The organism is Virgibacillus halodenitrificans JCM 12304, from assembly GCF_001310895.1.
Taxonomy (GTDB): Bacteria; Bacillota; Bacilli; order Bacillales; family Amphibacillaceae; genus Virgibacillus_Q; species Virgibacillus_Q halodenitrificans.
Genome location: NZ_BAZS01000035.1, coordinates 15,599 through 42,048 on the forward strand (window position 1 = coordinate 15,599; position 26,450 = coordinate 42,048).

Annotated in this window: 30 protein-coding genes; 16 read left to right on the forward strand and 14 right to left on the reverse strand. The window is 38.0% G+C overall.

The genetic code is table 11. The annotated features are described in order from the left end of the window. The first annotated feature begins 17 nt into the window (after positions 1-17). Positions 18-512 carry a PTS sugar transporter subunit IIA gene (locus tag JCM12304_RS15695; protein ID WP_019376287.1) on the forward strand — a complete coding sequence of 165 codons (495 nt, stop codon included), beginning with the start codon at positions 18-20 and terminating at the stop codon, positions 510-512. Between the two features lie 159 nt (positions 513-671). On the opposite strand, the gene JCM12304_RS15700 is transcribed toward JCM12304_RS15695, so the two are convergent. Further along, positions 672-1,094, reverse strand: coding sequence for a pyridoxamine 5'-phosphate oxidase family protein (locus JCM12304_RS15700; protein ID WP_060681444.1), 423 nt, complete (start codon positions 1,092-1,094; stop codon positions 672-674). 328 nt (positions 1,095-1,422) lie between these two features. Here JCM12304_RS15700 and rbsK point away from each other — a divergent pair, with 328 nt between their 5' ends. The 6 genes from rbsK (at position 1,423) to mnmH (ending at position 8,354) form a co-directional block, all read left to right on the forward strand. Beyond that, positions 1,423-2,340 (forward strand): ribokinase, encoded by a 918-nt coding sequence (gene rbsK, locus JCM12304_RS15705; protein WP_060681446.1) that lies wholly within the window; start codon positions 1,423-1,425, stop codon positions 2,338-2,340. Further along, positions 2,341-3,261 carry a ribonucleoside hydrolase RihC gene (gene rihC, locus JCM12304_RS15710; protein ID WP_060681448.1) on the forward strand — a complete coding sequence of 307 codons (921 nt, stop codon included), beginning with the start codon at positions 2,341-2,343 and terminating at the stop codon, positions 3,259-3,261. A gap of 13 nt (positions 3,262-3,274) precedes the next feature. Beyond that, on the forward strand, positions 3,275-4,696 hold the full coding sequence (gene dcuC, locus JCM12304_RS15715) for a C4-dicarboxylate transporter DcuC (protein WP_060681450.1): 1,422 nt from the start codon (positions 3,275-3,277) through the stop codon (positions 4,694-4,696). Positions 4,697-5,083: 387 nt separating this feature from the next. Continuing rightward, positions 5,084-6,103 (forward strand): LacI family DNA-binding transcriptional regulator, encoded by a 1,020-nt coding sequence (locus JCM12304_RS15720; RefSeq protein WP_019376292.1) that lies wholly within the window; start codon positions 5,084-5,086, stop codon positions 6,101-6,103. 118 nt (positions 6,104-6,221) lie between these two features. Beyond that, positions 6,222-7,274: a selenide, water dikinase SelD gene (gene selD / locus JCM12304_RS15725; RefSeq protein ID WP_369813178.1), complete on the forward strand. Its 1,053-nt coding sequence runs from the start codon at positions 6,222-6,224 to the stop codon at positions 7,272-7,274. A gap of 30 nt (positions 7,275-7,304) precedes the next feature. After that, complete coding sequence (gene mnmH / locus JCM12304_RS15730) at positions 7,305-8,354, forward strand: tRNA 2-selenouridine(34) synthase MnmH (protein WP_060681452.1); 1,050 nt, start codon at positions 7,305-7,307, stop codon at positions 8,352-8,354. Between the two features lie 45 nt (positions 8,355-8,399). Here mnmH and JCM12304_RS15735 read toward each other — a convergent pair whose 3' ends face one another. Together JCM12304_RS15735 and JCM12304_RS15740 are read right to left on the reverse strand one after the other, a co-directional pair. Further along, complete coding sequence (locus JCM12304_RS15735; RefSeq protein ID WP_060681454.1) at positions 8,400-9,083, reverse strand: phosphoribosylaminoimidazolesuccinocarboxamide synthase; 684 nt, start codon at positions 9,081-9,083, stop codon at positions 8,400-8,402. After that, positions 9,067-9,651: an O-acetyl-ADP-ribose deacetylase gene (locus tag JCM12304_RS15740; protein ID WP_157360469.1), complete on the reverse strand. Its 585-nt coding sequence runs from the start codon at positions 9,649-9,651 to the stop codon at positions 9,067-9,069. Before JCM12304_RS15740 ends, JCM12304_RS15735 begins: the two co-directional genes overlap by 17 nt. A 203-nt stretch (positions 9,652-9,854) precedes the next feature. Between JCM12304_RS15740 and JCM12304_RS15745 the strand changes: the two genes are divergently transcribed. The 3 genes from JCM12304_RS15745 to JCM12304_RS15755 all read left to right on the forward strand — a co-directional run bounded on the left by JCM12304_RS15745 (position 9,855) and on the right by JCM12304_RS15755 (position 11,561). Continuing rightward, the gene (locus JCM12304_RS15745) at positions 9,855-10,508 is read left to right on the forward strand and encodes a lysoplasmalogenase (protein ID WP_060681456.1); all 654 of its coding nucleotides are present in this window, start codon (positions 9,855-9,857) and stop codon (positions 10,506-10,508) included. Positions 10,509-10,533: 25 nt separating this feature from the next. Beyond that, positions 10,534-11,079, forward strand: a complete 546-nt coding sequence (locus JCM12304_RS15750; RefSeq protein WP_060681458.1) for a DUF488 domain-containing protein — start codon at positions 10,534-10,536, stop codon at positions 11,077-11,079. A gap of 89 nt (positions 11,080-11,168) precedes the next feature. Next, positions 11,169-11,561: a hypothetical protein gene (locus JCM12304_RS15755; protein WP_060681460.1), complete on the forward strand. Its 393-nt coding sequence runs from the start codon at positions 11,169-11,171 to the stop codon at positions 11,559-11,561. Between the two features lie 263 nt (positions 11,562-11,824). Here the strand turns inward: JCM12304_RS15755 and JCM12304_RS15760 are convergent, their stop codons facing one another. From JCM12304_RS15760 to JCM12304_RS15780, 5 genes are all read right to left on the reverse strand, one after another. Further along, positions 11,825-12,193: a hypothetical protein gene (locus tag JCM12304_RS15760; RefSeq protein ID WP_019376300.1), complete on the reverse strand. Its 369-nt coding sequence runs from the start codon at positions 12,191-12,193 to the stop codon at positions 11,825-11,827. Positions 12,194-12,203: 10 nt separating this feature from the next. Beyond that, on the reverse strand, positions 12,204-12,725 hold the full coding sequence (locus tag JCM12304_RS15765; protein ID WP_019376301.1) for an acyl-CoA thioesterase: 522 nt from the start codon (positions 12,723-12,725) through the stop codon (positions 12,204-12,206). Between the two features lie 531 nt (positions 12,726-13,256). Next, positions 13,257-14,036, reverse strand: coding sequence for a cytochrome c oxidase assembly protein (locus JCM12304_RS15770; protein WP_060681462.1), 780 nt, complete (start codon positions 14,034-14,036; stop codon positions 13,257-13,259). Further along, the gene (locus JCM12304_RS15775; RefSeq protein ID WP_060681487.1) at positions 14,029-14,508 is read right to left on the reverse strand and encodes a DUF2243 domain-containing protein; all 480 of its coding nucleotides are present in this window, start codon (positions 14,506-14,508) and stop codon (positions 14,029-14,031) included. Before JCM12304_RS15775 ends, JCM12304_RS15770 begins: the two co-directional genes overlap by 8 nt. 143 nt (positions 14,509-14,651) lie before the next feature. Further along, positions 14,652-15,308: a reverse transcriptase-like protein gene (locus tag JCM12304_RS15780; protein ID WP_060681464.1), complete on the reverse strand. Its 657-nt coding sequence runs from the start codon at positions 15,306-15,308 to the stop codon at positions 14,652-14,654. Between the two features lie 207 nt (positions 15,309-15,515). Between JCM12304_RS15780 and JCM12304_RS19650 the strand changes: the two genes are divergently transcribed. Next, positions 15,516-15,686, forward strand: coding sequence for a hypothetical protein (locus JCM12304_RS19650; RefSeq protein ID WP_019376305.1), 171 nt, complete (start codon positions 15,516-15,518; stop codon positions 15,684-15,686). Positions 15,687-15,717: 31 nt separating this feature from the next. Here JCM12304_RS19650 and cidR read toward each other — a convergent pair whose 3' ends face one another. Further along, positions 15,718-16,602 (reverse strand): cidABC operon transcriptional activator CidR, encoded by an 885-nt coding sequence (cidR, locus tag JCM12304_RS15785; protein WP_019376306.1) that lies wholly within the window; start codon positions 16,600-16,602, stop codon positions 15,718-15,720. Positions 16,603-16,630: 28 nt separating this feature from the next. Beyond that, positions 16,631-17,551 (reverse strand): substrate-binding domain-containing protein, encoded by a 921-nt coding sequence (locus tag JCM12304_RS15790; protein ID WP_060681466.1) that lies wholly within the window; start codon positions 17,549-17,551, stop codon positions 16,631-16,633. Positions 17,552-17,679: 128 nt separating this feature from the next. On the opposite strand from JCM12304_RS15790, the gene modA reads away from it, so the two are divergent. From modA to JCM12304_RS15805, 3 genes are read left to right on the forward strand one after another with little or no spacing between them, the layout of a single operon-like run. After that, entirely contained in the window at positions 17,680-18,477 is a 798-nt protein-coding gene (gene modA, locus JCM12304_RS15795) for a molybdate ABC transporter substrate-binding protein (RefSeq protein WP_060681468.1), read from the forward strand. A gap of 25 nt (positions 18,478-18,502) precedes the next feature. Next, positions 18,503-19,183, forward strand: coding sequence for a molybdate ABC transporter permease subunit (gene modB, locus JCM12304_RS15800; protein ID WP_033353607.1), 681 nt, complete (start codon positions 18,503-18,505; stop codon positions 19,181-19,183). A gap of 24 nt (positions 19,184-19,207) precedes the next feature. After that, positions 19,208-19,825, forward strand: coding sequence for an ATP-binding cassette domain-containing protein (locus tag JCM12304_RS15805; RefSeq protein WP_060681470.1), 618 nt, complete (start codon positions 19,208-19,210; stop codon positions 19,823-19,825). Between the two features lie 41 nt (positions 19,826-19,866). Here JCM12304_RS15805 and JCM12304_RS15810 read toward each other — a convergent pair whose 3' ends face one another. The 4 genes from JCM12304_RS15810 to JCM12304_RS15825 all read right to left on the reverse strand — a co-directional run bounded on the left by JCM12304_RS15810 (position 19,867) and on the right by JCM12304_RS15825 (position 22,836). Continuing rightward, positions 19,867-20,418, reverse strand: a complete 552-nt coding sequence (locus JCM12304_RS15810) for a helix-turn-helix domain-containing protein (protein WP_060681472.1) — start codon at positions 20,416-20,418, stop codon at positions 19,867-19,869. Between the two features lie 203 nt (positions 20,419-20,621). Then, positions 20,622-20,888: a hypothetical protein gene (locus JCM12304_RS19770; RefSeq protein WP_218185793.1), complete on the reverse strand. Its 267-nt coding sequence runs from the start codon at positions 20,886-20,888 to the stop codon at positions 20,622-20,624. A gap of 115 nt (positions 20,889-21,003) precedes the next feature. Further along, positions 21,004-21,909, reverse strand: coding sequence for a hydroxymethylglutaryl-CoA lyase (locus JCM12304_RS15820; protein ID WP_060681476.1), 906 nt, complete (start codon positions 21,907-21,909; stop codon positions 21,004-21,006). 366 nt (positions 21,910-22,275) lie between these two features. Beyond that, complete coding sequence (locus JCM12304_RS15825) at positions 22,276-22,836, reverse strand: NADPH-dependent FMN reductase (RefSeq protein ID WP_060681477.1); 561 nt, start codon at positions 22,834-22,836, stop codon at positions 22,276-22,278. Positions 22,837-23,026: 190 nt separating this feature from the next. Between JCM12304_RS15825 and glcT the strand changes: the two genes are divergently transcribed. Together glcT and ptsG are read left to right on the forward strand one after the other, a co-directional pair. Then, complete coding sequence (glcT, locus tag JCM12304_RS15830) at positions 23,027-23,869, forward strand: glucose PTS transporter transcription antiterminator GlcT (RefSeq protein WP_060681479.1); 843 nt, start codon at positions 23,027-23,029, stop codon at positions 23,867-23,869. Positions 23,870-24,028: 159 nt separating this feature from the next. Then, positions 24,029-26,092 carry a glucose-specific PTS transporter subunit IIBC gene (gene ptsG / locus JCM12304_RS15835; protein WP_060681481.1) on the forward strand — a complete coding sequence of 688 codons (2,064 nt, stop codon included), beginning with the start codon at positions 24,029-24,031 and terminating at the stop codon, positions 26,090-26,092. Positions 26,093-26,450 lie beyond the last annotated feature (358 nt).

The following is a 26,450-nucleotide window of genomic DNA, read 5'->3' on the forward strand; positions in this document are numbered from 1 at the left end:
GAAAGGGACGGATAATATTGTTAGGAAAATTATTTAAGAAAAAAGAAGATAGTAAACATATCTCTCTTTATGCGCCTATAAATGGAGAAACGATTCCATTGGAAGAAGTACCTGATCCTGTATTTTCCGAGAAAATGATGGGCAACGGTATTGCAATTAAACCATCTGATGAGCTCGTAACTGCACCAGTTGACGGAAAGGTTATTCAATTATTCTCCACCAAACATGCAGTGGGAATTTTGGCAGAGAATGGTGCTGAAATTCTTATTCATATCGGTATAGACACAGTAGAACTGAAGGGAGAAGGCTTCACGGCTTATGTAGAAGAAGGCGATTATGTGAAAAAGGGAGATAAATTGGTTGCTTTCAATTACACTACAGTAGAAAATAAAGCAAAGAGCACCCTGATCCCTATTATTATTACAAATACAGATGAAATGAGCGAGATCTCCCCTGCAGATAAAAAATCTGTCCGTGCCGGAGAAGACATTATTTTAAGCATAGAAAAATAAATTATTTCATTGCAAATGTTGAGGTACAAACATTAACTCGTACAGGTTTATCATCATAGCAGGAGGAAGCTGCGAGCTAATGAAAACTTATTTTTCCATTAATACAAATAGCCAAATAACACCCCCTGCTCAGTTAAAGAGCAGAGGGTGTTATTTTATTTAAACATCCAATGTTTTAGGGCTTTCACCTTTTTTATTCATAAGTTGAATCCCGATAGGCTCAATTTCTAATACAACCAAATTAGGATCCTCCGGACCTTCAAACCAGTTCTTCATGTACTCATTCCACACTTGATTTTTAAGTTCTTGAGAATCATTTAGTTTTGCTTTTCCTTGATACTCTACATAAGCATCACCAAATCCTTCTCCTTCATAACCAAGAATAATATGCGTGTACGGATTCTCTTCCAGTTCCTCCGTTTTATCCGTTTCTTTACTCGTAGCAGTATATAGCTTTAAATTCTCATGGAAAAAAGTCATATATCTGGAATGAGGTTTATTATTTTTCACTGTAGCCATTGTTCCAATATGGCTGTTTTCAAGTATGTTTTCTACTTCTGCTCTAATATTATCCTGACTCAAAATACCACTCCTTTTCTTCTCTATAAATATTATTTCCCTTCCTACCAAATATAAAACAAAGCTGGGTGCTTTTTTCTAAAATTGATTTCCACACTTTAACATGCAGGGCTGCTTCAATATTAATTCAGCGTTTGCCTACACTACCCTCGCTCTTATCTTGTATTTAGGCTAACCTTCTCAAAGAATAAAGAGTAATGAAGAGGAAAAGCTAACAAATAAATTATCAATTTGTCACAATTTTCATGTTGACGAAAAAATAAGTATGGTGGTAATATAAACTGGTAAAACGTTTTATCAAGTTTATCAATCATCGAGAGGAGGACTTGAGATGAAAAAAGTGGTTGTGCTGGGTAGTTTAAATATGGACTTATCCATAGAAACAAATCGTATGCCGCGTAATGGTGAAACAATAGATGGGAAATCGTTCTTTATGTCTCCCGGAGGTAAAGGCGCTAATCAGGCTGTTGCAGCTCAAAAGAGCGGGGCACCAACAAGTATGATTGGCAGCGTAGGAAATGACCTGTTTGGCAGTCAACTTATTTCTTCTTTAAAAAAAGAAGGTGTGGATTGCACACATGTCATGGAAAATGACTCCACTTCTACAGGTATTGCGATGATCATTCGTAATGCTGGGGATAACAGAATCATTCTCGGATCTGGTGCTAATTACACGGTAGATGAAGCCTACACGTCTCAAGCATTACAAGAGATTGCAAATAAAGAAGATATATTTTTAACACAGTTTGAAAGCGATTACGAGGTTGTATTACATTCTCTTGCAAAGGCAAAGAGTCAGGGTCTTTTTACGGTATTTAATCCCGCGCCTGCAAAGGACATACCGGAAACTGCCTATCCCTCCATTGACCTCTTAATTGTCAATCAGTGGGAAAGTGAGATGTTATCAGGAATTTATCCAAAGACAGACAAGGATTGCGAAGATGCTATCAATCTCTTCCTCGACAAAGGTGTTTCGTCGGTTATTATCACTTGCGGAGCTGCTGGCAGTACCTATGGTGACAAGGAGCAATTGATTTTTGTCCCAAGCTTTAAAACTAACGTTGTGGATACCACAGCGGCTGGAGATACGTATATTGGTGCATTAGTAGCATCATTAGCTAATGAAACAACCATGAAAGATAGCATGATCTATGCGACAAAAGCGGCTTCACTTGCTATTTCAAAGCAAGGAGCACAGGAATCTATTCCCTACAAAAATGAAATTGACCAGTTCAAGGAGGTTAAATAAATGAATAAAAGACCAATTATAATTGATACAGACCCAGGAATTGATGATGCAGTTGCGATTGCAATTGCATTATACGATGAGCAGCTTGATGTTCGTCTAATTACAACCGTTGCAGGAAATGTAAGCTTAGAAAAAGTAACCTACAATGCCATGAGACTAATGAAGTTTTTTGGAAAGGACATTCCAGTTGCTGCAGGTGCTGACCGTCCACTAATAAAAGAAGCTATTGATGCAAGTGATATTCATGGGGAAACAGGCATGGGCGGCTATGATTTTGAAGAACCTGACATGGACAAACTGTTAAAAGAACACGCAGTTAATGCCATGTATAAAGAAATTACAAATAGTGCACAGCCTATAACGCTTGTACCAATCGGCCCACTTACAAATATCGCCCTTCTTTTACGAATGTACCCTGAGGTTAAGGATAACATTCATGAAATTGTATTAATGGGGGGTTCTACAGCACGAGGAAATGCTGGTGTGATGGCTGAATTCAATATTTTTGCTGATCCGGAAGCAGCAAAAATTGTTTTTGACAGCGGAATATCGCTTACTATGGTAGGTCTTGACATCGGTTTGAAAGCGCTTATCTATCCTGAAGACAGCCAACAATTAAAAGAACTAAATAGAACAGGCGATATGCTATATCAGCTGTTCCAACGCTATCGCGGTGGTGGCTTGAAAACAGGCTTGAAAATGTATGATAGCACAGCAATAGGCTATCTTCTAAATCCGGATATGTTTGAAACAGTTGATGCCTTTGTTGATATCGAGCTTGAGGGTTCATTAACTAAGGGCTGTACAGTAGTAGATTTGAAAAATTACACCGGAAATAAACCGAACGTTACTGTGGCAGTTGATATTGACCCTGTGCAATATAAAGACTGGTTGATTGAATGCATTAAGAAATGCAATTAAGGAGGGGTAGAGAATGTTAAATGATCTTATTATGTATGCTTCAGCAATATTGGCAGTTGCTGTAGTTGTCTACATGTTGATTAAAAAAATGGATATTAAAATAGCCTTATTTCTAATGGGAATTATTTTAATACTCGTTAGTCTTGCAATGGGAAATGACATTGCACTAAAGGAATTTGAATCAACAGGTTCTGCTTTCCTAGATCCTTTACAAGTTATTGTCGAACAATTTAAGTCTACGTTTGCCAAAGCTGGTTTAATCATTCTAATGCTTGGTGGTTATACTGCCTATATGTCATCCATAGGGGCAAATGATATTACCGTTCAGGTTCTAACAAGACCTATCAGTAAAATAAAGTCCGTTTACTTTCTAGTTCCTATTGTCTTTTTATTAGGTAACTTATTATCTTTAGTAATACCAAGTGCATCGACCTTGGCCATCCTTTTATTAGCAACACTCTATCCTGTTTTAAAAAGAGCTGGCATGTCTACACTTAGTATTGCTGCCATTATCGCTACATCGGCAACTATTATACCAACACCACTTGGTAGTGATAATGTTGCAATTGCAGAAGAATTAGCCTTACATCCTGCGTTTGCAAACTTAACAGTGACAGATTACGTATTTAATTACCATGCAATGATTTCGTTGCCTACCCTCCTCTTTATTGCTATTGTGCATTATTTCTGGCAAAAAAGGATGGACAAGCGATCAGCAAATAAGGTTTCTAAAGAAGAAGTGGAATTGAAAAAGCTTGATGAAATTAAAGGCGGTAAATTATACAAAACAGTTTATGCTATTCTGCCTATCTTTCCAATTATCCTATTGTTGATTTCATTTGCACTGGAGCTTACAACAGGTATTGCTGTAACACTAAGTGTTGAAATCGCAGTAATTGTTTCGTTAATTCTTGCTATTATTTGTGAATTAATCCGTAAGAAAGGTGATAAAAAAGTACTTTCAGACACGGAATCCTTCTTTGAAGGTATGGGTAGAGCTATTCCGATCGTAGCATTAATTGTTGCTGCATCCGTGTTCGTAACGGGATTACAATCAATCGGTCTTATTGAACAGCTGCAAGAATCCATGCAACACATTCAAGGCTCAGGCTTCAACTTTATTTTACCATTAATTTTGGTAGCCTTTACAGCGTTAATTGTACTACTAAGTGGTAGTGGAATTGCTTTATTCTTTGCAATGGTTCCATTGATGGTACCTCTGGCAGATGCTGCAGGCATTAACCCAATAGCCATATCCATACCAATGGGCTTAGCTGGAAACCTGTTCCGTTCAGTGTCCCCAGTTGCTGCAGTAGTACTTATTATTGCCGGAACATTAAAAGTAGACCCACTTGATATTATTAAACGGACATCCGTACCAATGGTTTCAGGCGTCATTTTCATGTTTATACTCTCTATGATTGTATTCTTATAAAAACACAAGAGATATAACGTAATAGATTGGCTAAGAATCTAGGTCAACTTTTATACTTTAAAAATCCGAACCGATCCATTTTATTAATGAATCATGGTTCGGATTTCTTTTTGTTAAAAATTAGCGGAGGAAAAACGCGCAGACTCCTCGGAAATGAAGTACACATTTCCTTCGTGCGATGCTAAGTTGGGCTTCCACGCTTTATATAAAGAGGAAGGTCGCCCCATCTAGTCTAGCGAGCCGAAGATTGTACAGTTGCAAAAGGACACATGGTTTTTTCACAAAATAGAACGCTTCTATTCCTTGTAATCAGATGATATGATACAAGTGATGTCTTCTCCATATTGTAGAAAGACGATTTTACGATGGAAAGCAGGAATGAATAAGATGAAAATCACCTTAAAGGATATAGCAAAAAAGGCAAACGTTTCTCCAAGCGCTGTATCATTGGTGCTTAACGACCGCCCATGCAGAATATCAAAAGAAAAGAAGGATTTGATTAAGCGTATTGCAGAAGAATACAATTATTCTGCTAACCAAATCGCCCGAAGCCTTGTAACTCAAAAAAGCAAAACAATTGGCTTAATCATACCTGACATTGAGAACATTTTCTTTTCCTCTCTTGCAAAGCAAATTGAAGAACAATGTCGCAAGCGAGGCTATATGCTCATTATTGTGAACTCGGACAATGACTATGCTCATGATTTAGAACTGCTGGACTTGCTTCTTTCTCGCTCAGTTGACGGAATGTTTATTATCCCAAGCAATGAATCTTATAAAGAACATTCAGAGTTAGTCCACCGACTAAGTAAATTAGACAACACCTCTACTCCTTATGTAATGATTGACCGTGTTTACCCCGAGCAAGCTTGTAATAAAGTTTGGTTTGATAACGAAGAAGGCGCTTATTTAGCTGTGAAGCATTTACTGGAAAATGGACATAGAAAAATTGCATGTATTGCTAATTATGGAAATGATTCCAATGGTAAATCAAGGTTAGAAGGCTTTTATCGAGCAATGAGAGAATATCATTGTGAAGTAGAAGAAGATCTTGTCATTGATGGGGATTATCGTATTGATAGTGGCTACCATGCTGGAAAGTCATTATTGGAGAAAGATATGTCTGCTGTTTTTATTACAAATGATATGATGGCGCTCGGTTTCCTCAAAGCAGCTTATGAGCAAGGAAAACAGGTACCTGATGACATTTCAGTAGTCAGCTATGATAACACTATTTATCCATATATATTTGGAGTTGAGCTTACTTCTATTGAGCAAGATGTCGGTTCACTTAGCCACCATGCTGTTGATCTCTTATTCTCAAAAATGGAGGAAAAGGAAAAGGCTCCCGAGGAGATTTGCCTCATTCCAAGGTTAATTAAAAGAACTAGTGTGCAAAGTCATTAAATATATTTTTATAGCGCCAATATATTGACAACAGTTATGGGAGGCTTCACTCCCTTTAAAATTTTAATAATATGTTAAAATTATTTTATTGTGCATTAACTATACTTATTAAAAAAGGATGAGATATATGGAAAAAGATATAAAGCTTACGTCATTATCCTCTAAAGGTGGCTGCGGATGTAAAATTGGTCCAGCAGACTTATCGCAAGTTCTCCGCTCCCTCCCCCCTACAGTAACCAACCCAGACCTCCTCGTTGGACTCGACACAAGTGATGATGCAGGAGTATACAAAATAAACGATACTACTGCACTTGTACAAACAGTAGATTTTTTCACTCCGATTGTGGATGACCCTTACTACTTCGGTCAAATAGCTGCTGCCAATGCGATCAGTGATGTGTACGCAATGGGAGGAACACCTATCACTGCACTTAATATTGTCGCTTTCCCTATCTCTACGCTTGATAAAAGCATTCTAGCAGATATCTTGCGTGGTGCAGGTGATAAACTTGCAGAAGCCGGTGTATCATTGGTGGGAGGCCACTCTATTGATGACCAAGAGCCGAAATTTGGTCTTGCAGTAACGGGGACGGTTCATCCGGATCGAATTAGGACAAATGCCGGTGCAAAGCCCGGAGATAAATTAATTCTAACTAAACCAATCGGGGTAGGAATTTATTCTACCTCAATAAAGAATAACCTACTCAGTCAGGATGAGATTAACCGTGTGACAGCCGTAATGTCTACATTGAATAAGACTGCAGCGGAGGTAATGAATCACTATGACGTTCATGCTTGCACAGATGTTACCGGATTTGGCCTCTTAGGCCATGCTTCTGAAATGGCAAAGGGAAGTAAAGTAGACATTGAAATAAATTATGACCATGTCCCCATGCTGGAGCGCGTGAGAGAACTAGCAGACTCAGGCGCGGTTCCAGGTGGTACGAAAAATAATTTCAAACATGTTCAAGATATGATCACCTTTCCTGAAAACATGGATCAAATTGATCAATGGATCCTCTGTGATGCAGTTACCTCTGGAGGCTTGCTAATTGCTGTTTCATCTAAGGAAGCAGATCAGCTTTTTACAGAATTACAGGAAAAAGGTGTAGAAGCACAAATTATTGGAGAAGTAAAAGATAGTAGTAGTGGACACATTAACGTAAGATAATCTATTTTTATTACAGGAAGTGACCTATACATGTTTAAGGATATTGAATTAAACGAAATGTTGCAGCTTAAAGATGCAGGTGAGCATACCCTTATTGATGTCCGTTCACCAAAGGAATTTAATGAAGCGACAATACCGGGTAGTATAAATATCCCCATCTTTACTGATGAAGAACGTGCAGAGGTAGGGACATTGTATAAGCAAGTGGGTAAGGATGCCGCTAAGAAACGCGGCTTGGAGATTTTTTCCGCGAAACTGCCTAATTTCATTCAGGAGTTTAGTAAAATCCAAACACCAATGACCGTATTTTGTTGGCGAGGCGGTATGCGGAGTAAAACAGCAGCAACGGTTTTAGATTTGATGGGGATAAAGGCTACTAGATTAAGTGGAGGGATCCGTACCTATAGAAAATGGGTTGTCAGTACACTTGAGCAAGGGGATTTTAAGCCAGAACTATTTGTTTTAAATGGATATACCGGCTCCGGAAAGACTGTAATCCTTCATGAATTGGCAAAAAAGGGATATCCTATTATTAACCTGGAAGGAATGGCGAATCATCGAGGCTCCATTTTTGGACAAATCGGGCTTCATCCAAATAACCAAAAGAAATTTGAAGCTTTGCTTGTACAGAAAATGCTTGAATTTCAGCAAGAGCCTTTCGTTTTTATAGAAGGCGAAAGCAAGCGAATCGGCAAAGTATCCTTACCTGACTTTCTTTACTCCAAAAAAGAAAAAAGTATGCAGCTGTTTATCCATATACCTATGGAAGAAAGAGTTAAGCATATTCTTGAGGATTATCAGCCTTGGAAGAACCCTGAGCGTTTCCATGAAGCCTTTCAGATCATTAAAAAAAGAATTCACACACCCATTGCCAAAGAGATAGAGCAGGCATTTGAGGCTACGGACTACCATCATGTTGCAGAGCTTCTTTTAAACTATTATTATGATCCACGGTATGAGCATGCAGCAAACCATTATCCGAAACAAAATGTTATTGATATTCATGCAGTTGATGTTACAGACGCAGTGCAGAAAATAGAAGAACTTATCCATCAGCATACCGAAATAAATATTGTATAGGTTCCAGGGCCCTTCAATGGGCCCTGCTTTAGTATGGACATTGTATCAGGAAGAGACTACTATTCTTTCCAACTCCATTGGGGGAATATATTGTCCTTCTTTATATGCACGCATATTACCACCTGAAATTTCATCAATTAATATAATATTTCCATCAGGGTCTTTTCCGAATTCTAATTTAATATCATACAATTCTATTTCTCTCTTTATCAATTCTTCCTTAACCATTTCAGCTATTTTGACAGTTAAATTTTTAATTACCTGATACTCTTCCTTTGTTAAAATACCTAGCATTTTTAATGCATCCTCATTAATGGGGGGATCTTGCCGTTCATCATCCTTTAATGTGATCTCTACGAAGCCATCAAGTTTCTGTCCCTCCGTTGCGTATTTACCATATCGTCTCAAAAAGCTCCCAACAGCTTTGTATCGGCAAATCACTTCCAGACCTTCCCCAAATTGAGTTGCTGGAATTACCGTCATGGTAGCCTCCTCTATATCTGAGTCAATATAGTGATTTGGAATTCCCTTTTTATTCAGTTTCTGAAAGAAAAGAGTCGTAAGCTTTAAACCTGCTTTACCTGCTCCTTCCATTGTAAGGCCAACGGTATTTGCACCAGGATCAAAGACCCCATTTTCTCCTGTCACATCATCTTTAAATTTCAATAACATATTTCCTTCTTCTGTTTGATAAACATCTTTCGTTTTGCCGCTATAAATTAGTTTCATTTGGCAGGTCTCCCTCCTCTTCCATTATTTTTTTAAGGGAAGTTTTATACACATCATAATCCGCTTCCGAGAATAAAGTTATTACGACTTGTCCAAAATGATGTTCCTTTAAAAAGGATACAAGTGTGGTTAATGCTATATCTGCCGCGAATTCAATAGGAAAACGATAGACACCTGTGGAAATAGAAGGAAAAGCTATGCTTGTTAGCTGATGCTTTAATGCCATTTGCATTGCATTTTCATAGCAGGATGCAAGCAGCGTCGGTTCATTTGCTGCACCACCCTCCCACACTGGTCCAACGGTATGAATGACATAGCTTGCCGGGAGATTGTATCCCTTTGTTATAACTGCTTCTCCTGTTGGCAGCTGCCTTCCGCTTAATTCTTCCTCTCTTACTCTCTTACAAGCATCCAATAGTTCCTCGCCCGCCGCTTTATGGATGGCTCCATCTACTCCACCGCCACCCAATAGAGTCCCATTTGCAGCATTAACAATTACATCCGTCTTTTGCAAGGTAATATCTCCCACCATTAACTTCAATCCGTTTTGTCCAATAGTAGCAACCAAGCATATCCTCTCCTTTTCAGTTATAACTGTAAATATTGTCTCTATATGTATCCACATTTTAAAACTGAAACTCAATTTATTATTAAACTTACTATTAGTTTATCATAGAATAGGATACATAAATGATTGTTATCAGCAGGAATTAGACTAGAGAGTCTCGAAATGGTTTAATAGAAGGATATAAAAGGAAGGATGTATGTATAATGCCTGCAAATCGCTTACCACTGCTCATTCTCACTATGAGTATCTTATATATATTTATTGTTCCAGATGACCCCTTTATCTTTAAATTATTTTTTAAACTTATTCCAATGGCTATGATTCTTATGTATGCTTTTGAACAAAGTGGCCGCTGGAAGAGCAAAACACACTGGCTACTTCTTTGTGGTTTGATCTTCTCTATGCTTGGAGACGGGACGATTCATTGGTTTATTTTAGGATTGTCAGCCTTTTTAATTGGCCATCTTTTTTATATTACTGGCTTTTTAACACGGTGGAATTTCTCTGTAATCCGGATGCTATACGCAATCCCTGTTGGAATATACGCTATACTATTTGGCAGAAGACTTATACAGGCTTTAAACGAATCTGGAGAACAATCGCTTGTCATTCCTGTCCTTCTCTATATACTGGTTATTTCTATTATGACATGGTCGGCTATGATGACAGGTAACCGGTGGGCTTTGTGGGGAAGTATTTTGTTTGTTATCTCTGATAGTGTCTTGGCATGGAATATGTTTGTGTCCCCTATACCGAATGCTGCAGAGCTTATCATGCTGACATACTACTCGGCTCAATTTCTTATCGCCCATAGTCTATTCACTATAGTAAAAAATAGTCATCGGCTTGTTTGGTAAACAATATCCGGAGAGGAGGGTTAAAGTGCACATTCATTCAATCGGACATTATTCGCATTCCAAGGAGGACTTTCTTCGTTTACTTTCTGATGCGGATATAGAAGCAGTAGCCGATGTACGAGCATTCCCCGGCAGTAGGAAATTTCCTCAATACTCAAAGGACAATATGCCTGATTGGCTTCAAGCTGCAGGCATTCATTACGAGCACTTTCCAAAACTGGGAGGAAGGAGGAAGGCTTCCTCTGACGTGTCCCCTCTTTTAAACGGGGCATGGGAGAACCAATCCTTTCATAATTATGCTGATTATACATTAACAGAATCATTTCATGAGGGTATTGCCGCTTTGTCCCAACTAGCCCAAAAGAAAAGAACGGTTTATTGTTGCTCTGAACGTCATCCAGCACGTTGTCATCGATTAATTATTAGTAATTGGCTTGCTACACATAATTGGAAAGTTAATCATATTATTCCTGACAATAAGGGAAATATAACTATTATTGAGCATGAATTAGGAAAATGGGGGGCCAGGCCAATTATTGAAAAGGATGGCACAGTTGTTTATCCAGAATAATATATTCCTTTTTTGCGCTTATCTGCTTGTCATAATTCGAACTGCTTAACATAGAATGTATTAACACACATGAGGGCGGAGGCGTTTCTATGGGAAGCTCAGTAAGAATTTCAGAAGCTGACTTGGAGAGATACTATATATTAAGCAAACAAAAAAAGGAAATTGAACAAGAAATGAAACAATTAAAGAAAGACTTCAATCTTAATCTTGATGATTCTATTGGTAAAGATCAAAAAGGTGAGGTAACGTGTGGCAGCTATAAATTACAACGACAGGTTCGTACAGCTATTGGCTATAATCAAGAATTGACAGTTCAAAAATTAGAACAGTTAAACTTACATGATTTTATTATTGTGGAAAAGCTCCCCGACACCGAGAAATTGGAAGCGGCTATTAAAATCGGTCTTGTCGAAGAAACTGCTTTTACACCATGTAAAACAACTAAAACGACGACTGCAATTGTTGTAAAAGAAGCACCATAGATGAGTTAACAGTGAAACTTCCGGCCGTTAATAACAGCAAGTAATAATATCTGCTTTAAGCGGATTTAATAAGCAATCCATTATTCAATTAATCCTAAAGCAATTATATCTAAAAAAGCATTCCTTATCATGAAGGAATGCTTTTTACGTGTTGAATACATATGATAGCTACTACAGTGTTATCTTTTCATACTTAACTTAAAAGTACTTCGTAGCATACTATTTCGCGAAAATCGGAAAATATTTTCATCTATTTTATAGACTTATACAATTTGCGGGCCGACTAATACGTTAGGACTTTTGCCCATAATTAATTTGCATAAATTAGCGTAACCTATTTGTCTATAAGCTCCTAAAAGACTGCATAATTTTTTTGCTGCTTGGTCTTGCTTCAATTTCATAACTTCTTTATGAAAAACCTGTAACACAAAATCATCTTGTACTTGCGGACGGAACTGTGTTGGTTCCTCATCCATAAGCAGGCAGCCCATGTACTGATAGTTAAATTGCAGCTGTCTTGTTAAATGAACTATCCCTACAAACGATTCATACGTTTCAGGCTGTGTCTGTTTAAATGTTTCCAGGTCCTTCTTTGCATGCATGAGTTCACTAAAACTTGATGTAACTAACATACTACCCCTCCTACACTTCATCCCAAGGTTTTTTAACAGTTAAAGCTGCAACAAGATCTTTATTTTGCTCTCGCTTTAACTTTCTAATTTTTGCCCGTTCTTTACCTGTTTCATAAAGGAATTTTTCTTCCTCGGTTTCTGGTATAATGCCTGGCACTTCAATTGGTCGCTTATTCTCGTCTAAAGCAACAAATGTTAGAAATGCTGTAGCAGCAATTCTTCTTTCTGCAGTGAGTGTATTTTCTGCTGTTACCTTGCAAAAGATTTCCATCGAGCTTCTACCTGTATAAGAAACAAATGATTCTATACAAACAGAATCACTTTGCCGAATTGGCTCAATAAAATTAACCGAGTCCGTAGATGCGGTCACACATTCTTTCACACGTGCATGTCTTTGAGCTGAAAGAGTTGCACAAGCATCCAGTTTTTTCATTAGAACTCCACCAAACAATGTATGGTAATTATTTAAATCATTTATGAGAACCTGATCATTTTGAATAATCCTGGTATCTTTCATTCTTTTTGCTTCCATTAATTTCACCTTAACTATAAAAAGTATTTTTAATACATTACCTATTATAGTACAGGTGGTTTCTTATAGTACAATGCCGATAACAGATGCAATATATAACAAAATGTTATGTAAAGGCTTTATGGCGAAAATGTAAGAAAACAAGTAAGAAGAAAAGCTAATGCCGTAAGTAGAAAAGAGGAAGTGCTCAAGCCGGAGACGGCCATGCATACAAAAAGAGGCTGGGCCAAATGAAATTTTATAAAGTTAAAATCCGAACCGATTCATACTAATAATGAATTATGGTTCGGATTTATTTTTTGTAACGAATTAGCGGAGGAAAAACACGCAGACTCCTGGGACTGCGGTTACTCGTCCCACCGAAAACCATTGTGGGAGAAAAAGCCTAGCTAAGACCCCGGAGTGCATAGCACGAGGAGGCTTAGCAGCGCCCACGGAAAGCGAAGTGTTTTTCCGGAGCGGGGTTCCCACATTTTAAATAGTTCGTCTTTAGAATAGCATTGTTTAGTTATGTCCCAGCCCCGTGTAAACCTAATTAAACGCCTGTTGTGGAACGGTGTTTGGCCGCGTAGCCCGGTACCAGTGAAGGCATAGCACAAATATCAATAAGAGATCAATAAGGTCTCCTCCGTAATACATAAGCATCCCTCCCGTTTGAGCTTCTGAGGTGCTTACACCATCTGGGGGAAAACCGTAAATATATTTGGATAAAATGCCATGTCCTGCTAAAGCAACAATAAATACACTCACTCGATAAACGAAACTATATCGATGTGGTGTTGGGTCAATATATATTAAAGAGATTGTGAACAAATAGCCAGCCAAAAATACATGGGCATGAATAATAACATATAACAGGAGCGATTCGTGCATCAGAGAAAATAAATCTGTCGCATATAATAGCCAAAGCCCGCCTATATTTAGGATGCTTGCCACAATCGGATTAGTCACAAAGCCAGCATATGTACTTCTTAATAAGCTAGTGAGCCTTCTGGCTGCTGAAACAGGAAGTGCACGTAATATTAAAGTCATAGGTGCAGATAAGGCGATTAGCAATGGACCGAGCATCCCAAGCAGCAAATGGCTGAGCATATGAAAAGTAAAGTCCATATGTGCCTTTTCAGCGATTGGACCCGCTACTGCTATACCCACAGTTAAAAAACCTGCTAATCCTAACACAGTCCTCCAGAGGGGCCATTTTCTTCCCTTGCGTATAGATATAAAAACTGCAATTAGATAGGCAATCCCCCCTGTAATAAAGGGGATTACTAATAAAATTGAGTCTAGCATCAAGTTCATTTGATTATCCATTTGGAAGGTTCACTCCCCTAATGGCCTTCTTCCCTGTTTTTCGTAACAAAATAGCTCCAATCACAATCATGATAATAGCAGTGATATTCCAGACTAAATCATATGGAAGAATGTCTACCTCGTAACGAATTTGATGAATACGCATTAATTTATGTTGGATCGTGCCATCATACAGCTGAAAGATACCTGCACCTAGAAGAACGCCTCCCCACCATCTGCTGACCCAGAAGGCATCACGTCGTTTTAAATCTGCTACTATAAATAGACCGCCAATTGTCGCAAACCAGCTAAAGGCATGGAAAAAGCCGTCGGATAACAGCCCTATTGCGAGTGAGGATTTGTCATAGAAATGATGCCAATGCAATAGCTGATGAAACACCATTTCGTCTACAAATGCTGCAAGGCCAAGTCCAAACAAAAAGCCAGACCATAAATTTTTGGAAAGATGGTTATACCGATTATTTCCTTTCATATGACCCAAGTTATTAGCCAAACAGAACGCCTCCTTAAGTTAAATGAAGAATTCTAAAGTTGTTAATAAGCAATTTCCTGTCTCACGTATAAATAAACCAGTCTTTTTAACCTGGTCAAAAATACCCCTGTTGTCTATTGCCTTTATTTCCATTCACTCTGGCTGGTTACTTCTACTTTATTTAATGCCTGTGTCGCTAAGCGATCTGCTTCTTGGTTATTTTTCCGGGAAACTAATTTATATTCAGGCTGAATTCCCATTTCCTTAAGTTTCCCTTCAATTTTATCAAGCCAGCTCGTTAATTCCTTTTCCATAACTGGCCATTCATCTTCCAACTGATTTATTACTACTTGGGAATCTCCCGTGAACAAAACAGGTAAATGATGAGCACCTAACAGCTCTAATTCTTGAATAGCCAAATGTAAAGCAGCATATTCAGCTTCATTGTTCGTTTCCATTTCCGCCACGAGGGCATTTTTACGTATTCGAAGCTTTTTTCCATTTTGCTCATAATAGATGACACAACCAAGCCCGGCTTTTCTTGTATTAATATCGAAACCACCATCAAAATACACGGTAATATTATGAGGCTCTGTTTTAATTTCTTCTAAATAGGCCTTCAACTGTTTAGTAGTCCATTCATGGTCACTACGATCAATAAAAATTGCTTGTTTAAGTCGCCCTGATTTTTGCAGATCTTCCGCCATGAGCAATGCTTTGGCTGCAGTCATTTCTTCGGAAGTAAATGCAACCTCCGCTCCTTTAGGGGTTCGATATACTATCTCCAATCTTCCCTTCATGAAAAGCCACCTCCATTTTTAGCATTAAGAATAAATTTGTTAACCTCCGATATTATCGGTATATGGTTCATCAGTTCCTTTTCCACCTTTAAGATAAACTGCGCTGCATCTATTTTTATTTAAAAAACCTTCAATACTTCATTATTTTCCATGCTTTGTTACTATTAAACTGTATAAGAACATATTATATCCATTGGAGGTGAAAACATGATGCATGCATTTAACTTTTTTGCCCTAATTCCTTTACTTATTTACGTTGGAATGATTGCATTTGTGATCTGGTTTGCAGTAACGCTAATCAAGACACTCAAAGAGAAAAATTCCATCTTAAAGGAAATTTCCACTAAACTAGACCAGAATAAACATCATCCAAATTAACTAGTTTGCAAAAATGACAACCACTGCAGAATTATTTCTGCAGTAGTTTTTCCTTGGCAAAACGAATAAATTCCTGCATGACATGGGAAAGGCGAACATCGTTTTTCCAGATCAATGCCAGGTCCCAGTCAATGGCTGGGTTGGCCACAGGGATAGCAATAACGTCACTTGTCAGCTCCATACTGGTACTCTCAGGCAGCAGTGTGATACCAAGCTTTGATGCAACCATTTCTTCGATAAAATCAAGTTGAGAGGTTTCTGAGATGATTTTCGGTTTAAATCCGGACTCGTTACATGCTTGAATAATATTATCCCTTAAAGCGAAGTCTTTATTAAACATAATAAAGGCTTCTTCTCTTAATTCTTTCAACTCGATTTTTTCCCTTGCTGCCAAACGGTGGGAGGAAGGAACGATAATCTTCAGCTTTTCCTTCACGAAAGAATAATTATCGAAAACATGATGCTGTGTTGGTAAGACAACAACGCCAAAGTCCAATTCGTCATTAGCTACCTTTTCTTCTATTCGTTTGGAACCATCTTCAACAAGTTGAAAAGTAATCTCAGGATACTCTCTATGGAACGCAGCAAGAAACTGAGAGAAAAAGAAGGAATTTATTATAGAGGGTAAGCCAATTCGTAAATGTCCTTTCTGTAAGGTAACCAGTTGCTCCAAGTCATTTAATAACGCATGATATTGCTCCTCCATCTGCTGGGCATGGTTGTAAAACACCTTTCCCGCTTCCGTAAGGGACAAATGCTTCCTTGATCTTACAAAGAGCGGAACACCTAATTCATCTTCCAATGATTTAATTATTCTGCTGATAGCAGGTTGAGTAATGTATAGCTGGTTTGCTGCCCGTGTAAAACTTCCTGATTTGGTAACCTCAATAAAATACTTTAATTGCTTTACATCCAATCTAAGTCACCTGCCCTTCATCAAATATCTATTGTTCCCAGCGTATTTCACCTATGTTGTCCATATTATAGCCCAATGAACGTAACTTCTCTTGAAAATCCTTACTTTTCAATATTTTACGTACAGCAGAAATAAGCTGCATATTTTCTTCGTTCTTCAGTAATACAAGGTCATAGCTTTCTTCTATTAAAGGAATAAAATCAACAGGTGCTAATTTTGATACTTGTTCAATACCTACACCAACATCTGCTTTGCCACTTGCAATAGCTGAAGCAATATCGAGATGGCTTTTCATTTCCTGTTCATAGCCTGCCACCTGTAATTTATTTATATCGTGCAAACGGAATTGTTCATCTAATAAGATACGTGCACCTGCTCCAGGTTCACGATTTACTATAGTTATACCCTTCTTCATAAGATCAGGCCAAGAAGTAATCGATTTCGGATTGCCTTTCGCTACATAAAATCCCGCAATTCGTTTAATAAATCCGATAACAATAAATGACTTACTGACAAGTAATTTCCGAACATAAGGAATATTATATGTCCCCGTATCCCCATCAAACAAATGCGTACTAACAATATTCGCCTTTCCCTTATACAAACCTATCAAACTATCCAGGCTCCCTGTATATGACCTTAAAGGCATCTCATTTATTTGTTTTTCTAGTTCTCCAGCTAAAATATCCAAACTATTATCCTGACCGCAAATAACCACAGAAGATGATGGAGAAGAATCAGGAGTGGGTTGCTTTGAACTTCCATCATCTGTTTTTACTTCTTTTCCACGAAGTTTATAGTTTTCTAATTCTATGGCGTCGACTCTCATTTGTCTGCCTACACGAAACGCACTGAGCTGCCCCTTCTTAATTAAATCGTATACCGTTAGTTTCGATACTTTCAATAAACGCGCAATTTCTTCAGGTGTGTAAGACTCCTTGTGAGACATAATCTTCACCTCATTTTCCATACTCTCTTAACGTCCATATTATCATTTACTTATAAATTAAATCCATATATAATTAGTTATAATTAGACATAATTAGTTGGATTGTGATTTGAACAGGAGGAAGAAAAATGAGAAAGAATAGTCTCTTGCTTCTTATAATATTTTCAATCGTTCTATTAAACGCTTGTGGAAATAGTGATAACTCTTCCTTGGAACAAGAGAAAAATAATAAAAAGGAGAGCGAGTCGCTAACAGTCTCTGCCGCAATTAGTTTAACGGATGCCCTCGATGAAATTAAAGAACTATATGAAAATGATCATGACGTTAACCTCACCTTTAATCTGGGTGGTTCAGGAAAGCTGGCTCAACAAATTCAACACGGAGCACCTGCAGATGTTTTTATTTCAGCAAATCAGGATTGGATGGATAAGCTCGAAAAGGAAAAGTTAATCTTCCCTGATACACGAAAAGATGTAGCAGGAAACAGCCTTGTATTAATTACGCATAAAGATACTGATATAAACTACCATTCTGTTGAAGAAATTTCAGGAAAGGATATCGGGCAAGTTGCCATTGGAAATCCCGATAGCGTGCCGGCCGGTGAATATGCTGAACAAGCATTACAAAAATTGAATAAATGGGAAGAGTTTGAGAGCCAAATGGTTCTTGGCAAGGATGTTAGACAAGTACTTACCTATGTGGAAACTAAAAATGCAGAAATTGGCTTCGTTTATAAAAGTGATGCGCTTACTTCCAGTAAAGTAAAGATACTTACAACATTAGCTCCGGAGACGCATGATCCTATTATTTATCCAATTGCAGTACTTAAAGAAACGAAACATACAGAAGCGGCAAAGTCATTTATCCAATTTATGGAGTCAAAGGAAGCACAACAAATATTGGAAAAGTATGGATTTAAAAAATAATCTCAGGATGATTTTTATGGAAAATATGAATCTTTCACCACTTTGGCTATCTTTTCAAACTGCAGCTCTGGCTACGGTTATTGTTTTTATAGCCGGGGTTTTTCTTGCAAGAGTAATAACTAGAAATACATTCCCAGGAAAAAGTATTCTGGAAGCAATTTTTCTGCTTCCACTTGTTTTACCACCAACTGTAGTCGGTTTTGGTTTATTATTTATTTTTGGTAAAAATGGGCCTCTTGGAATATTGTTATCCAAATGGTTTGATGTACAAATCGTTTTCACCTGGTATGCTGTGCTAATTGCTGCAATCGTTGTAGCCTTTCCCCTCATGTATCAGAGCGCTTCGGCCGCATTTCAGCAATATGATGCCAATTTGGAAAAAGCAGCGTATACCATGGGGGCTTCCAAGTGGCGTGTCTTTTGGACGATCTCCTTCCCCTTGGCTTGGCCTGGCTTGCTTGGTGGCTTGGTCCTCACTTTTGCCCGAGCACTTGGTGAATTTGGAGCTACCCTTATGCTTGCAGGGTATATACCAGGTGTAACAGATACCATTCCACTTGCCATTTACTTTGCAGTTGAATCAGGAAATACAGAAATGGCCACTTTCTGGGTGATCATTATTGTTGCTCTCGGTTTCAGTGCTATTCTATGGTTAAACTGGTGGAGCAAACGAAACATGATGCGTTATTCCCAGCGACCGAAATAAACCGACAGTAAAGGTGGATTTTCCATGTTACATATAAATGTTCATAAAAAGCTATCCCACTTTAAACTGGAAGTAAATTTTTCAGTGGGAAATGAAATAGTTATTCTTTTTGGGGCATCAGGCTCTGGCAAGACAACCATCCTAAATTGTGTCGCAGGACTGATCAAACCGGACGCTGGAGAAATCACCCTTCAAGGTCGTACACTCTATGACACATTTGTTACAGTACCAACACCGAAAAGGAACATCGGTTATCTGTTTCAGGATTATGCACTTTTCCCCCATATGACTGTTTTTAAAAATATTCGTTATGGAGCAAAAAGTGACGTGCTGGCGAAACAGCTAATGAAAGAATTAGCGATCGACCATCTATCAGAACAATATCCTTTATATATTTCCGGCGGAGAAAAACAACGGGTAGCCTTGGCTCGAGCACTTGCAACAGAACCAGAAGCACTTCTATTGGATGAACCTTTTTCCGCCCTGGATGAAGCAACTCGTGCAAACAGCCATGAAGAGCTAATTAGATTACAAAAGCTTTGGGATATTCCAATCATTATGGTCACACACTCAACAGAGGAAGCAAAAAAACTCGGCAACCGCATCCTTCATATAGAAAAGGGCCATTTTATTACAGAATAACACATACAAAAAGCAGCTACCTACAAGGGGCTGCTTTTTTTCTAAGATATAAAAATAGTTAAAACCTTTGCTTCTTTATTTTCAACGGGGACAAATAAATGAGGCTTTGTTCCTTTAAAATATGCAGAATCTCCTGCTTCCATAAAATGCTTCTCCCCATCGTACAATAGATAGATCGAGCCATCCAGAATGTAAATAAACTCTTCCTGTGAATGGGTGTATGGCTCATGCCGCAGATTATCATCTTTAGGGGTAACATGTACTATGGTTGGTTCAATACTGGAAAATTTCGAACGATTAGCCAATAACTCATAAGAGTAACCCATACTTTCATTACCCACCGTGAATTGTCTTTCTGCTTTCGGAAGCATGACAATATCTGTTTCGGGATGGTCATCCAATACCCAGGCAAGCGGAACCTCTAAGGCCTCACTAATTTTTGATAAAGTAGCTACCGCGGAAGAAGTTTGCCCATTTTCTATTTTAGAAAGCATACTTTTAGAAATACCGCATTCGTCAGCAATTTGCTGTTGAGTTTTTTTATTACCCAACCGGGCTTCCTTAATTTTTCTACCTATATTATGTAAATCTATTGGGGACCTCCCCTTTCTCTACAGACCTTTCTAGTGATTTAATCATAGAGGAGCATGCCCCATTCGTCAAGGAACGCTGAGAAAAGCGCATGCGTCTTTAAGGAAGACAGATAAAATCCTCCTCCTTGAGCCATTTCTATTTTCATAATCAGTAGACATCGAATTGAAGCATCAAAAAATGACTTTTTGAAAAATTATAGTTGCTATTTTTTGGGGAATAGTTTCATCCCTATCTTTATTCCTAAGTAAAACCCTATAAAAGCTAAAATACCTACTATTACACTTGCTTCTAAAACATAATTATGCAGGTTCTTAAATAAAGATAAATTTATAAAAATAGAAATAAATATAAATATAGCTGCAAAAACGTTTGAGAATATTAAAGCTAGAGTAGTTATTTCTCTATTCTTTGACGTAAAACGCACCTCCTCATATTTCCAAAAATTTAAAATAAACAGAGCAAAAGCCATCAACAATTGATGGCTTCTAAAAGCTATATACCTAGCAATGCCGTTAATCTATCTATTCTCTGCCATAAGGGCATTTACTTGTTTGATTTTTGCATCAGTAAAATGGTAATAATGTTTAAAGTTGAGCAGTTGTATAGGCGAGTGACTTGCTAGGAAGTACCTTTCCCAGTTTGTTTTGAATATATAAAGCCGCTTCCTGGAACTTCTTCTCATCTATACCTGTTTTCACACCTAATCCATGTAATAAATATAATACATCGTTTGTAGCAACATTACCTGCCGCACCAGGCGCATATGGACAACCACCAAGCCCTCCGACAGAGCTATCAAAGCGCGTAATCCCATAATCCATGGAAGTCATAATGTTAGCTATTGCCATCCCCCTTGTATCGTGAAAATGCATAATAACTTTTTCTTTTGGATACCTTTTTAAAATCGGTTCGAGGAGTTGACCTACTTGAGATGGAACAGCTGTACCAATGGTATCTCCAAGTGAAAGATCATCTACACCAAATTCTAAAAGTCGATCACATACTCGAATCACTTCATCGGGGTCTATTCTACCTTCATACGGACAATCAAAAACAGTAGAAACATAGCCTGTAACATGCTTGCCGGCTTTTTTCGCTTCTTCTATGACTTCCTTTAGCACTGGGAAGGTCTCATCAATGGATTTATTAATGTTCTTTTTATTATGTGATTCACTCGCTGACATGAATACAGAAGCTCCATCAATTCCTGCTTCCAAGGCAAGCTCAAGCCCTTTTTGATTTGGTACAAGTGCAGAATATTTCACTTCTGGCTTACGTTTAATTTTGCGGCCAACTTCATGTGCATCAGATAATGCCGGTACCCATTTCGGATGGACAAATGAGGAGTATTCAATTTCTTTCACTCCTGATTCTGAAAGCATATTAATCCAGTTCACCTTATCTGCAGTGGAAATAATTTTCTTTTCGTTTTGCAAGCCATCACGCGGGCCTACTTCTTTTATTTGTACAAGATCTGGCCATCGTCCCATTTATAATCCTCCTCATATCTCACTGTATGATTGCGCTTTCATTAGCGGAGTTTACTATAATTATTTGCTCTTTATTAATTACTGTATTTATATTCACTTCTGTTTCTTATTATTCAACCTTGTTGAATATAGTATATAATAAAAATTCAGACAAAGTCAATTATTTTCGCACGGAGCAGGAAGAACATTGAACTGCATCAATGTAAAATTCTCTTTCAGGACCTTATCTATGAAAAGCTTATTCAACTGCTGCCGATTAAACCTTTCTGCGGCGGATTAGCTCGCTTTACTGCCGATTCCCCTGTCTCTTCACATAAAAAAAGTCTTGAAATCTTTTATAGATTTCAAGACTCTCTAATGTTAGCTTTACCCACGAATTGATTTTAGTGCTGTACTCCAAGCTATAACCTGATCAAGCATTTGGTTAGCATTTGCTGCATGATATTCTGCCGGTTGGAAGATACTCATATTTTCGAAGTCAGTCATTAAAGAAAAGGTAACAGCGGTGCGAACATCCGCAACCTGTAATTCTCCTAAAATGAGACGAAGATTCTCAATAGCTCTTGCCCCTCCCAAACTACCATAAGAAACGAAGCCTGCAGCTTTATTGTTTAGTTCCGGATTTAGATGGTCAAGCGCATTTTTAAGAATAGCTGAAGTTGCATGATTATATTCTGGTGTTACAAATACAAAACCATCAAAGGATGCCATTTTCTCAGACCATGCTTTTATATATTTATTTGCTTCTTCTTGAGCAAACTTATCCAGCTCAGCACCTAGAAATGGTAATTTGTAGTCTGCTAAATCTACTAATTCATATTTAACCTCATCGTTACGGCTAATAGCAAAATCATATGCCCACTTTCCAACAGCTTCCCCATTACGCCCTTGACGTGTACTTCCAACAATTATCCCTATAGTTAACATATTCTTTTCCTCCCATATATAAATATCTTGAATTCAAGATTATTGATTGATAATTTTATGATAACACCCATATTAACCAAAAGCAATCTATTTACTTTAAATTCAAGATAAAGAATATGTATCTATTATATACAATGCTTGCAGTTTATTGTGTTCATGATATGATGAAATTTTAAGGAGCAGAAGATAAATGAATACATTTTTAATCAAAAAGGTTCTAAATAACAATGTACTTATTGCTTTAGATGAACAACAACATGAAGTTGTGCTCATTGGTAAAGGAATTGGTTTTCAAGCAAAGAAAAATGAAATAATACCCGAATCTTCCATTGAAAAATTGTTTGTATTGCGTAGCGAAAAAGAACAGGAACACTATAAACAGCTCTTACCTAATATAGATGAGTTCACGATGGATACAATTATTAGTTCTCTTGAAATGATAAGGAAACGAACGAATACACTGGTAAATGAACAGGTATTTGTTGCCTTAACAGATCATATTCTATTTGCCATCACCCGTTTAATGAAAGGCTTGGCAATTCGCAACCCATTTTTAAGTGAAACGAAAACGCTTTATCCCTTTGAATATGAAATTGCTGCAGAAGTAGTTGACTTTATTAATCAATCATTGGATATTAATCTGCCATCAGGAGAGGTTGGCTTTATTACCCTTCATATTCATAGTGCCATAACAGATAAGCAATTAGCAGACATTAATCGTTACTCCCAGCTTGTAACTGTATTAATTGAAACCATTGAGAACCAACTCAACATAACTATAGACAGAGAGGGAATTGATTATATCCGATTGGTAAGGCATCTCAGATATACGATGGAGCGTGTATTAAAGGAGGAGGAGATAACCGAACCGGAGAAGATAGCAAGCCTATTGAAAAAGGAATATCCTACATGTTATAATTTATCATGGAAGCTTATTAAGATTATGCAACAAACTTTAAAAAAACCTGTGTTTGATGCGGAGGCAGTTTATTTAACGATGCATCTGCAACGATTAACAAATAAATATGAATAATAATAGTCTTACGTGTTACTGACTCGATCAGGCATGAGTAGATGATTTGATGAAAAAAACAGATTTGGGAAAACTATCCCCTATCTGCATTTTGTCAATTCTGCTCATGCCTTTTTTTGTTGCTTAAATAAGCTTATCTATTACTTAGGAGGTTTTACAATGTTTAAGAAAGCTTTTGGCGTTCTGCAAAAAGTGGGTAAAGCACTTATGTTGCCTGTCGCTTTACTACCCGCTGCCGGCCTTCTGCTCGGGCTGGGTAATGCTGCCCAACAGGAGACAATGCTTAATTATCTTCCTTTTCTAGGGGCAGATTGGGTTCAATTACTAGCCACGGTAATGGAAGATGCTGGTGGCGTTATCTTTGGTAATCTTGCACTTATTTTCGCCATTGGTGTTGCTATCGGTCTTGCTGGCGATGGAGCCGCTGGTCTAGCCGCACTTGTAGGTTACTTAGTTTTAAATCAGGTGATGAGTTCCTGGATTGGTGTATCACCTGACATGCTCGAAAATGACCCAGGCTTTGCATCGGTGTTAGGAATACCTACATTACAAACCGGTGTGTTTGGCGGGATTATCGTCGGGTTAATTGCTGCCTTTTGTTACAATAGGTATCATAATATCGAAATGCCTTCATTTCTTGGATTCTTTGCTGGTAAGCGATTCGTTCCGATTGTAACTGCAGCAATGTCCTTTGTTGCAGGATTGATATTACTTATTGTATGGCCACCTGTACAGGATGCGATGAACAGTGCATCTTATTGGCTAATTGAGGAAGGTACTTACCTTGCAGTCTTTTTCTTTGGGTTTATTAAAAGACTGTTAATCCCGTTTGGTTTACATCATATTTTCCACGCACCTTTCTGGTATGAATTTGGTTCTTATACAAATGCAGCAGGTGAGTTAGTTCGTGGAGATATGACCATCTTCTTTGAACAATTAAAAGACGGTGTCGAGATTACTGCCGGTAATTTCATGGCTGGTGAGTTTCCTGTAATGATGTTCGGTCTTCCAGCTGCTGCCTTAGCTATGTATCATACTGCCCGGCCAGAAAAGAAGAAACTGGTTGCAGGCTTGCTTGGTTCTGCAGCATTAACTTCCTTCTTAACCGGAATCACAGAACCAATTGAATTTACATTTATGTTTATATCTCCAGTATTATTCTTTATTCATGCTGTATTAGATGGATTTTCGTTCGTACTAATGACTTGGCTGGATGTAAACGTAGGGTATACGTTCTCTGGTGGCGCCATTGATTTCTTCCTATTTGGAATTCTGCCTGGTAAAGAACCATGGTGGATCACAATCATATTAGGAATTATTTTTGCTGTCGTGTACTATGTTATTTTCCGTTTCTTTATTCAAAAGTTCAATCTGATGACACCGGGCCGTGAAAAAGCAGATGAAGATACCGATAATACAACAAGTAAAGTAAAAACCGGAGATCTTGCTTTTAATGTACTTGAAGCAATGGGTGGGCAGGAAAATATCGCTCATTTAGATGCATGTATTACCAGACTGCGCGTATCAGTCAATTCCATTAGCCAAGTGGATAAAGATCGTCTGAAAAAGCTGGGTGCTGCTGGTGTACTTGAAGTTGGTGACAACATCCAAGCAATTTTCGGACCTCGTTCTGAAACAATTAAAGGTCAAATGCAGGATATTATGGCAGGAAGAACGCCACGTCCAGTAGAAACAGATCAACAGGAAGAAATTCAACAACAAATTGAAGAGGTTAATCCGGAAAGCATGCAAAATGATGAGACAGCTATTAATGAGTCAATTTCTTCACCATTAAGTGGAGAGCTTGTTCCACTTACGGAGGTTCCAGACGATGTTTTTGCTGGTAAAATGATGGGAGACGGGTTTGCTATTGTTCCTGAAGATGGCGAGATTGTTTCACCTGTAAATGGTAAAATCGTGAATCTTTTCCCTACAAAGCATGCGATTGGCATATTATCTGAAGGTGGTAAAGAAATTCTCATCCATGTGGGTATTGATACAGTTAATTTAAAAGGAGAAGGGTTTGAGCCACTTGTTAAAGAAGGCGATGAAGTGAAGCAAGGTCAGCCTTTATTAAAAGCGGACTTAGCATATATTGAAAAACATGCAAAATCAACCATTACTCCAATTGTATTTACAAACCTAAAGGATGGAGAAACAGTTACCATTGAAAGAAACAGATCTGTTTCTGCTAATGAAGAAAATATAATTACTATAAAATAAACAAGGTTATATTGGATTACCCATTGATTCGTAAATATATATACGCGAATTAACTTGATAGTACTGTAAACGGCCGTTTCGGAAAATACACTTCGCTTTCCGTGGGCAATGCTTCACGGGGGAAAACCACTTCCTTAAAAAAGAAACCCACTTTTTCTGCGTGTGATGTTTCTCATAGGAGCTTTTCTGGTCCTGCGTATCTTCAGCTGGGGAATGGGACTGCGTTTCCTCGTCTCAACAAAAGCCATGGTGTTTTTCCTTCACGGGTAAAGTGGTAAAATAATAACCCGCTATTAATGGTTTAAAGCAGATACAAATTGATTGGAATGTAAGATGGCGACTCCAGCCGGAATAGCAT

Excerpts from the sequence above, each read along its gene's own strand:
- mnmH (WP_060681452.1), top strand. The coding sequence starts at position 7,305 with ATGTTTAAGGATATTGAATTAAACGAAATGTTGCAGCTTAAAGATGCA.
- dcuC (WP_060681450.1), top strand. The coding sequence starts at position 3,275 with ATGTTAAATGATCTTATTATGTATGCTTCAGCAATATTGGCAGTTGCT.
- glcT (WP_060681479.1), top strand. The coding sequence starts at position 23,027 with ATGAATACATTTTTAATCAAAAAGGTTCTAAATAACAATGTACTTATT.
- modA (WP_060681468.1), top strand. The coding sequence starts at position 17,680 with ATGAGAAAGAATAGTCTCTTGCTTCTTATAATATTTTCAATCGTTCTA.
- JCM12304_RS15745 (WP_060681456.1), top strand. The coding sequence starts at position 9,855 with ATGCCTGCAAATCGCTTACCACTGCTCATTCTCACTATGAGTATCTTA.
- JCM12304_RS19770 (WP_218185793.1), bottom strand. The coding sequence starts at position 20,888 with ATGGCTTTTGCTCTGTTTATTTTAAATTTTTGGAAATATGAGGAGGTG.
- JCM12304_RS15805 (WP_060681470.1), top strand. The coding sequence starts at position 19,208 with ATGTTACATATAAATGTTCATAAAAAGCTATCCCACTTTAAACTGGAA.
- selD (WP_369813178.1), top strand. The coding sequence starts at position 6,222 with ATGAGATATATGGAAAAAGATATAAAGCTTACGTCATTATCCTCTAAA.
- JCM12304_RS15735 (WP_060681454.1), bottom strand. The coding sequence starts at position 9,083 with ATGAAACTAATTTATAGCGGCAAAACGAAAGATGTTTATCAAACAGAA.
- JCM12304_RS15775 (WP_060681487.1), bottom strand. The coding sequence starts at position 14,508 with ATGAAAGGAAATAATCGGTATAACCATCTTTCCAAAAATTTATGGTCT.
- JCM12304_RS15825 (WP_060681477.1), bottom strand. The coding sequence starts at position 22,836 with ATGTTAACTATAGGGATAATTGTTGGAAGTACACGTCAAGGGCGTAAT.
- rbsK (WP_060681446.1), top strand. The coding sequence starts at position 1,423 with ATGAAAAAAGTGGTTGTGCTGGGTAGTTTAAATATGGACTTATCCATA.
- JCM12304_RS15765 (WP_019376301.1), bottom strand. The coding sequence starts at position 12,725 with ATGGAAGCAAAAAGAATGAAAGATACCAGGATTATTCAAAATGATCAG.
- JCM12304_RS15820 (WP_060681476.1), bottom strand. The coding sequence starts at position 21,909 with ATGGGACGATGGCCAGATCTTGTACAAATAAAAGAAGTAGGCCCGCGT.
- JCM12304_RS15760 (WP_019376300.1), bottom strand. The coding sequence starts at position 12,193 with ATGTTAGTTACATCAAGTTTTAGTGAACTCATGCATGCAAAGAAGGAC.
- JCM12304_RS15790 (WP_060681466.1), bottom strand. The coding sequence starts at position 17,551 with ATGTCTCACAAGGAGTCTTACACACCTGAAGAAATTGCGCGTTTATTG.
- JCM12304_RS15720 (WP_019376292.1), top strand. The coding sequence starts at position 5,084 with ATGAAAATCACCTTAAAGGATATAGCAAAAAAGGCAAACGTTTCTCCA.
- rihC (WP_060681448.1), top strand. The coding sequence starts at position 2,341 with ATGAATAAAAGACCAATTATAATTGATACAGACCCAGGAATTGATGAT.
- JCM12304_RS19650 (WP_019376305.1), top strand. The coding sequence starts at position 15,516 with ATGATGCATGCATTTAACTTTTTTGCCCTAATTCCTTTACTTATTTAC.
- modB (WP_033353607.1), top strand. The coding sequence starts at position 18,503 with ATGAATCTTTCACCACTTTGGCTATCTTTTCAAACTGCAGCTCTGGCT.
- ptsG (WP_060681481.1), top strand. The coding sequence starts at position 24,029 with ATGTTTAAGAAAGCTTTTGGCGTTCTGCAAAAAGTGGGTAAAGCACTT.
- JCM12304_RS15780 (WP_060681464.1), bottom strand. The coding sequence starts at position 15,308 with ATGAAGGGAAGATTGGAGATAGTATATCGAACCCCTAAAGGAGCGGAG.
- JCM12304_RS15770 (WP_060681462.1), bottom strand. The coding sequence starts at position 14,036 with ATGGATAATCAAATGAACTTGATGCTAGACTCAATTTTATTAGTAATC.
- JCM12304_RS15755 (WP_060681460.1), top strand. The coding sequence starts at position 11,169 with ATGGGAAGCTCAGTAAGAATTTCAGAAGCTGACTTGGAGAGATACTAT.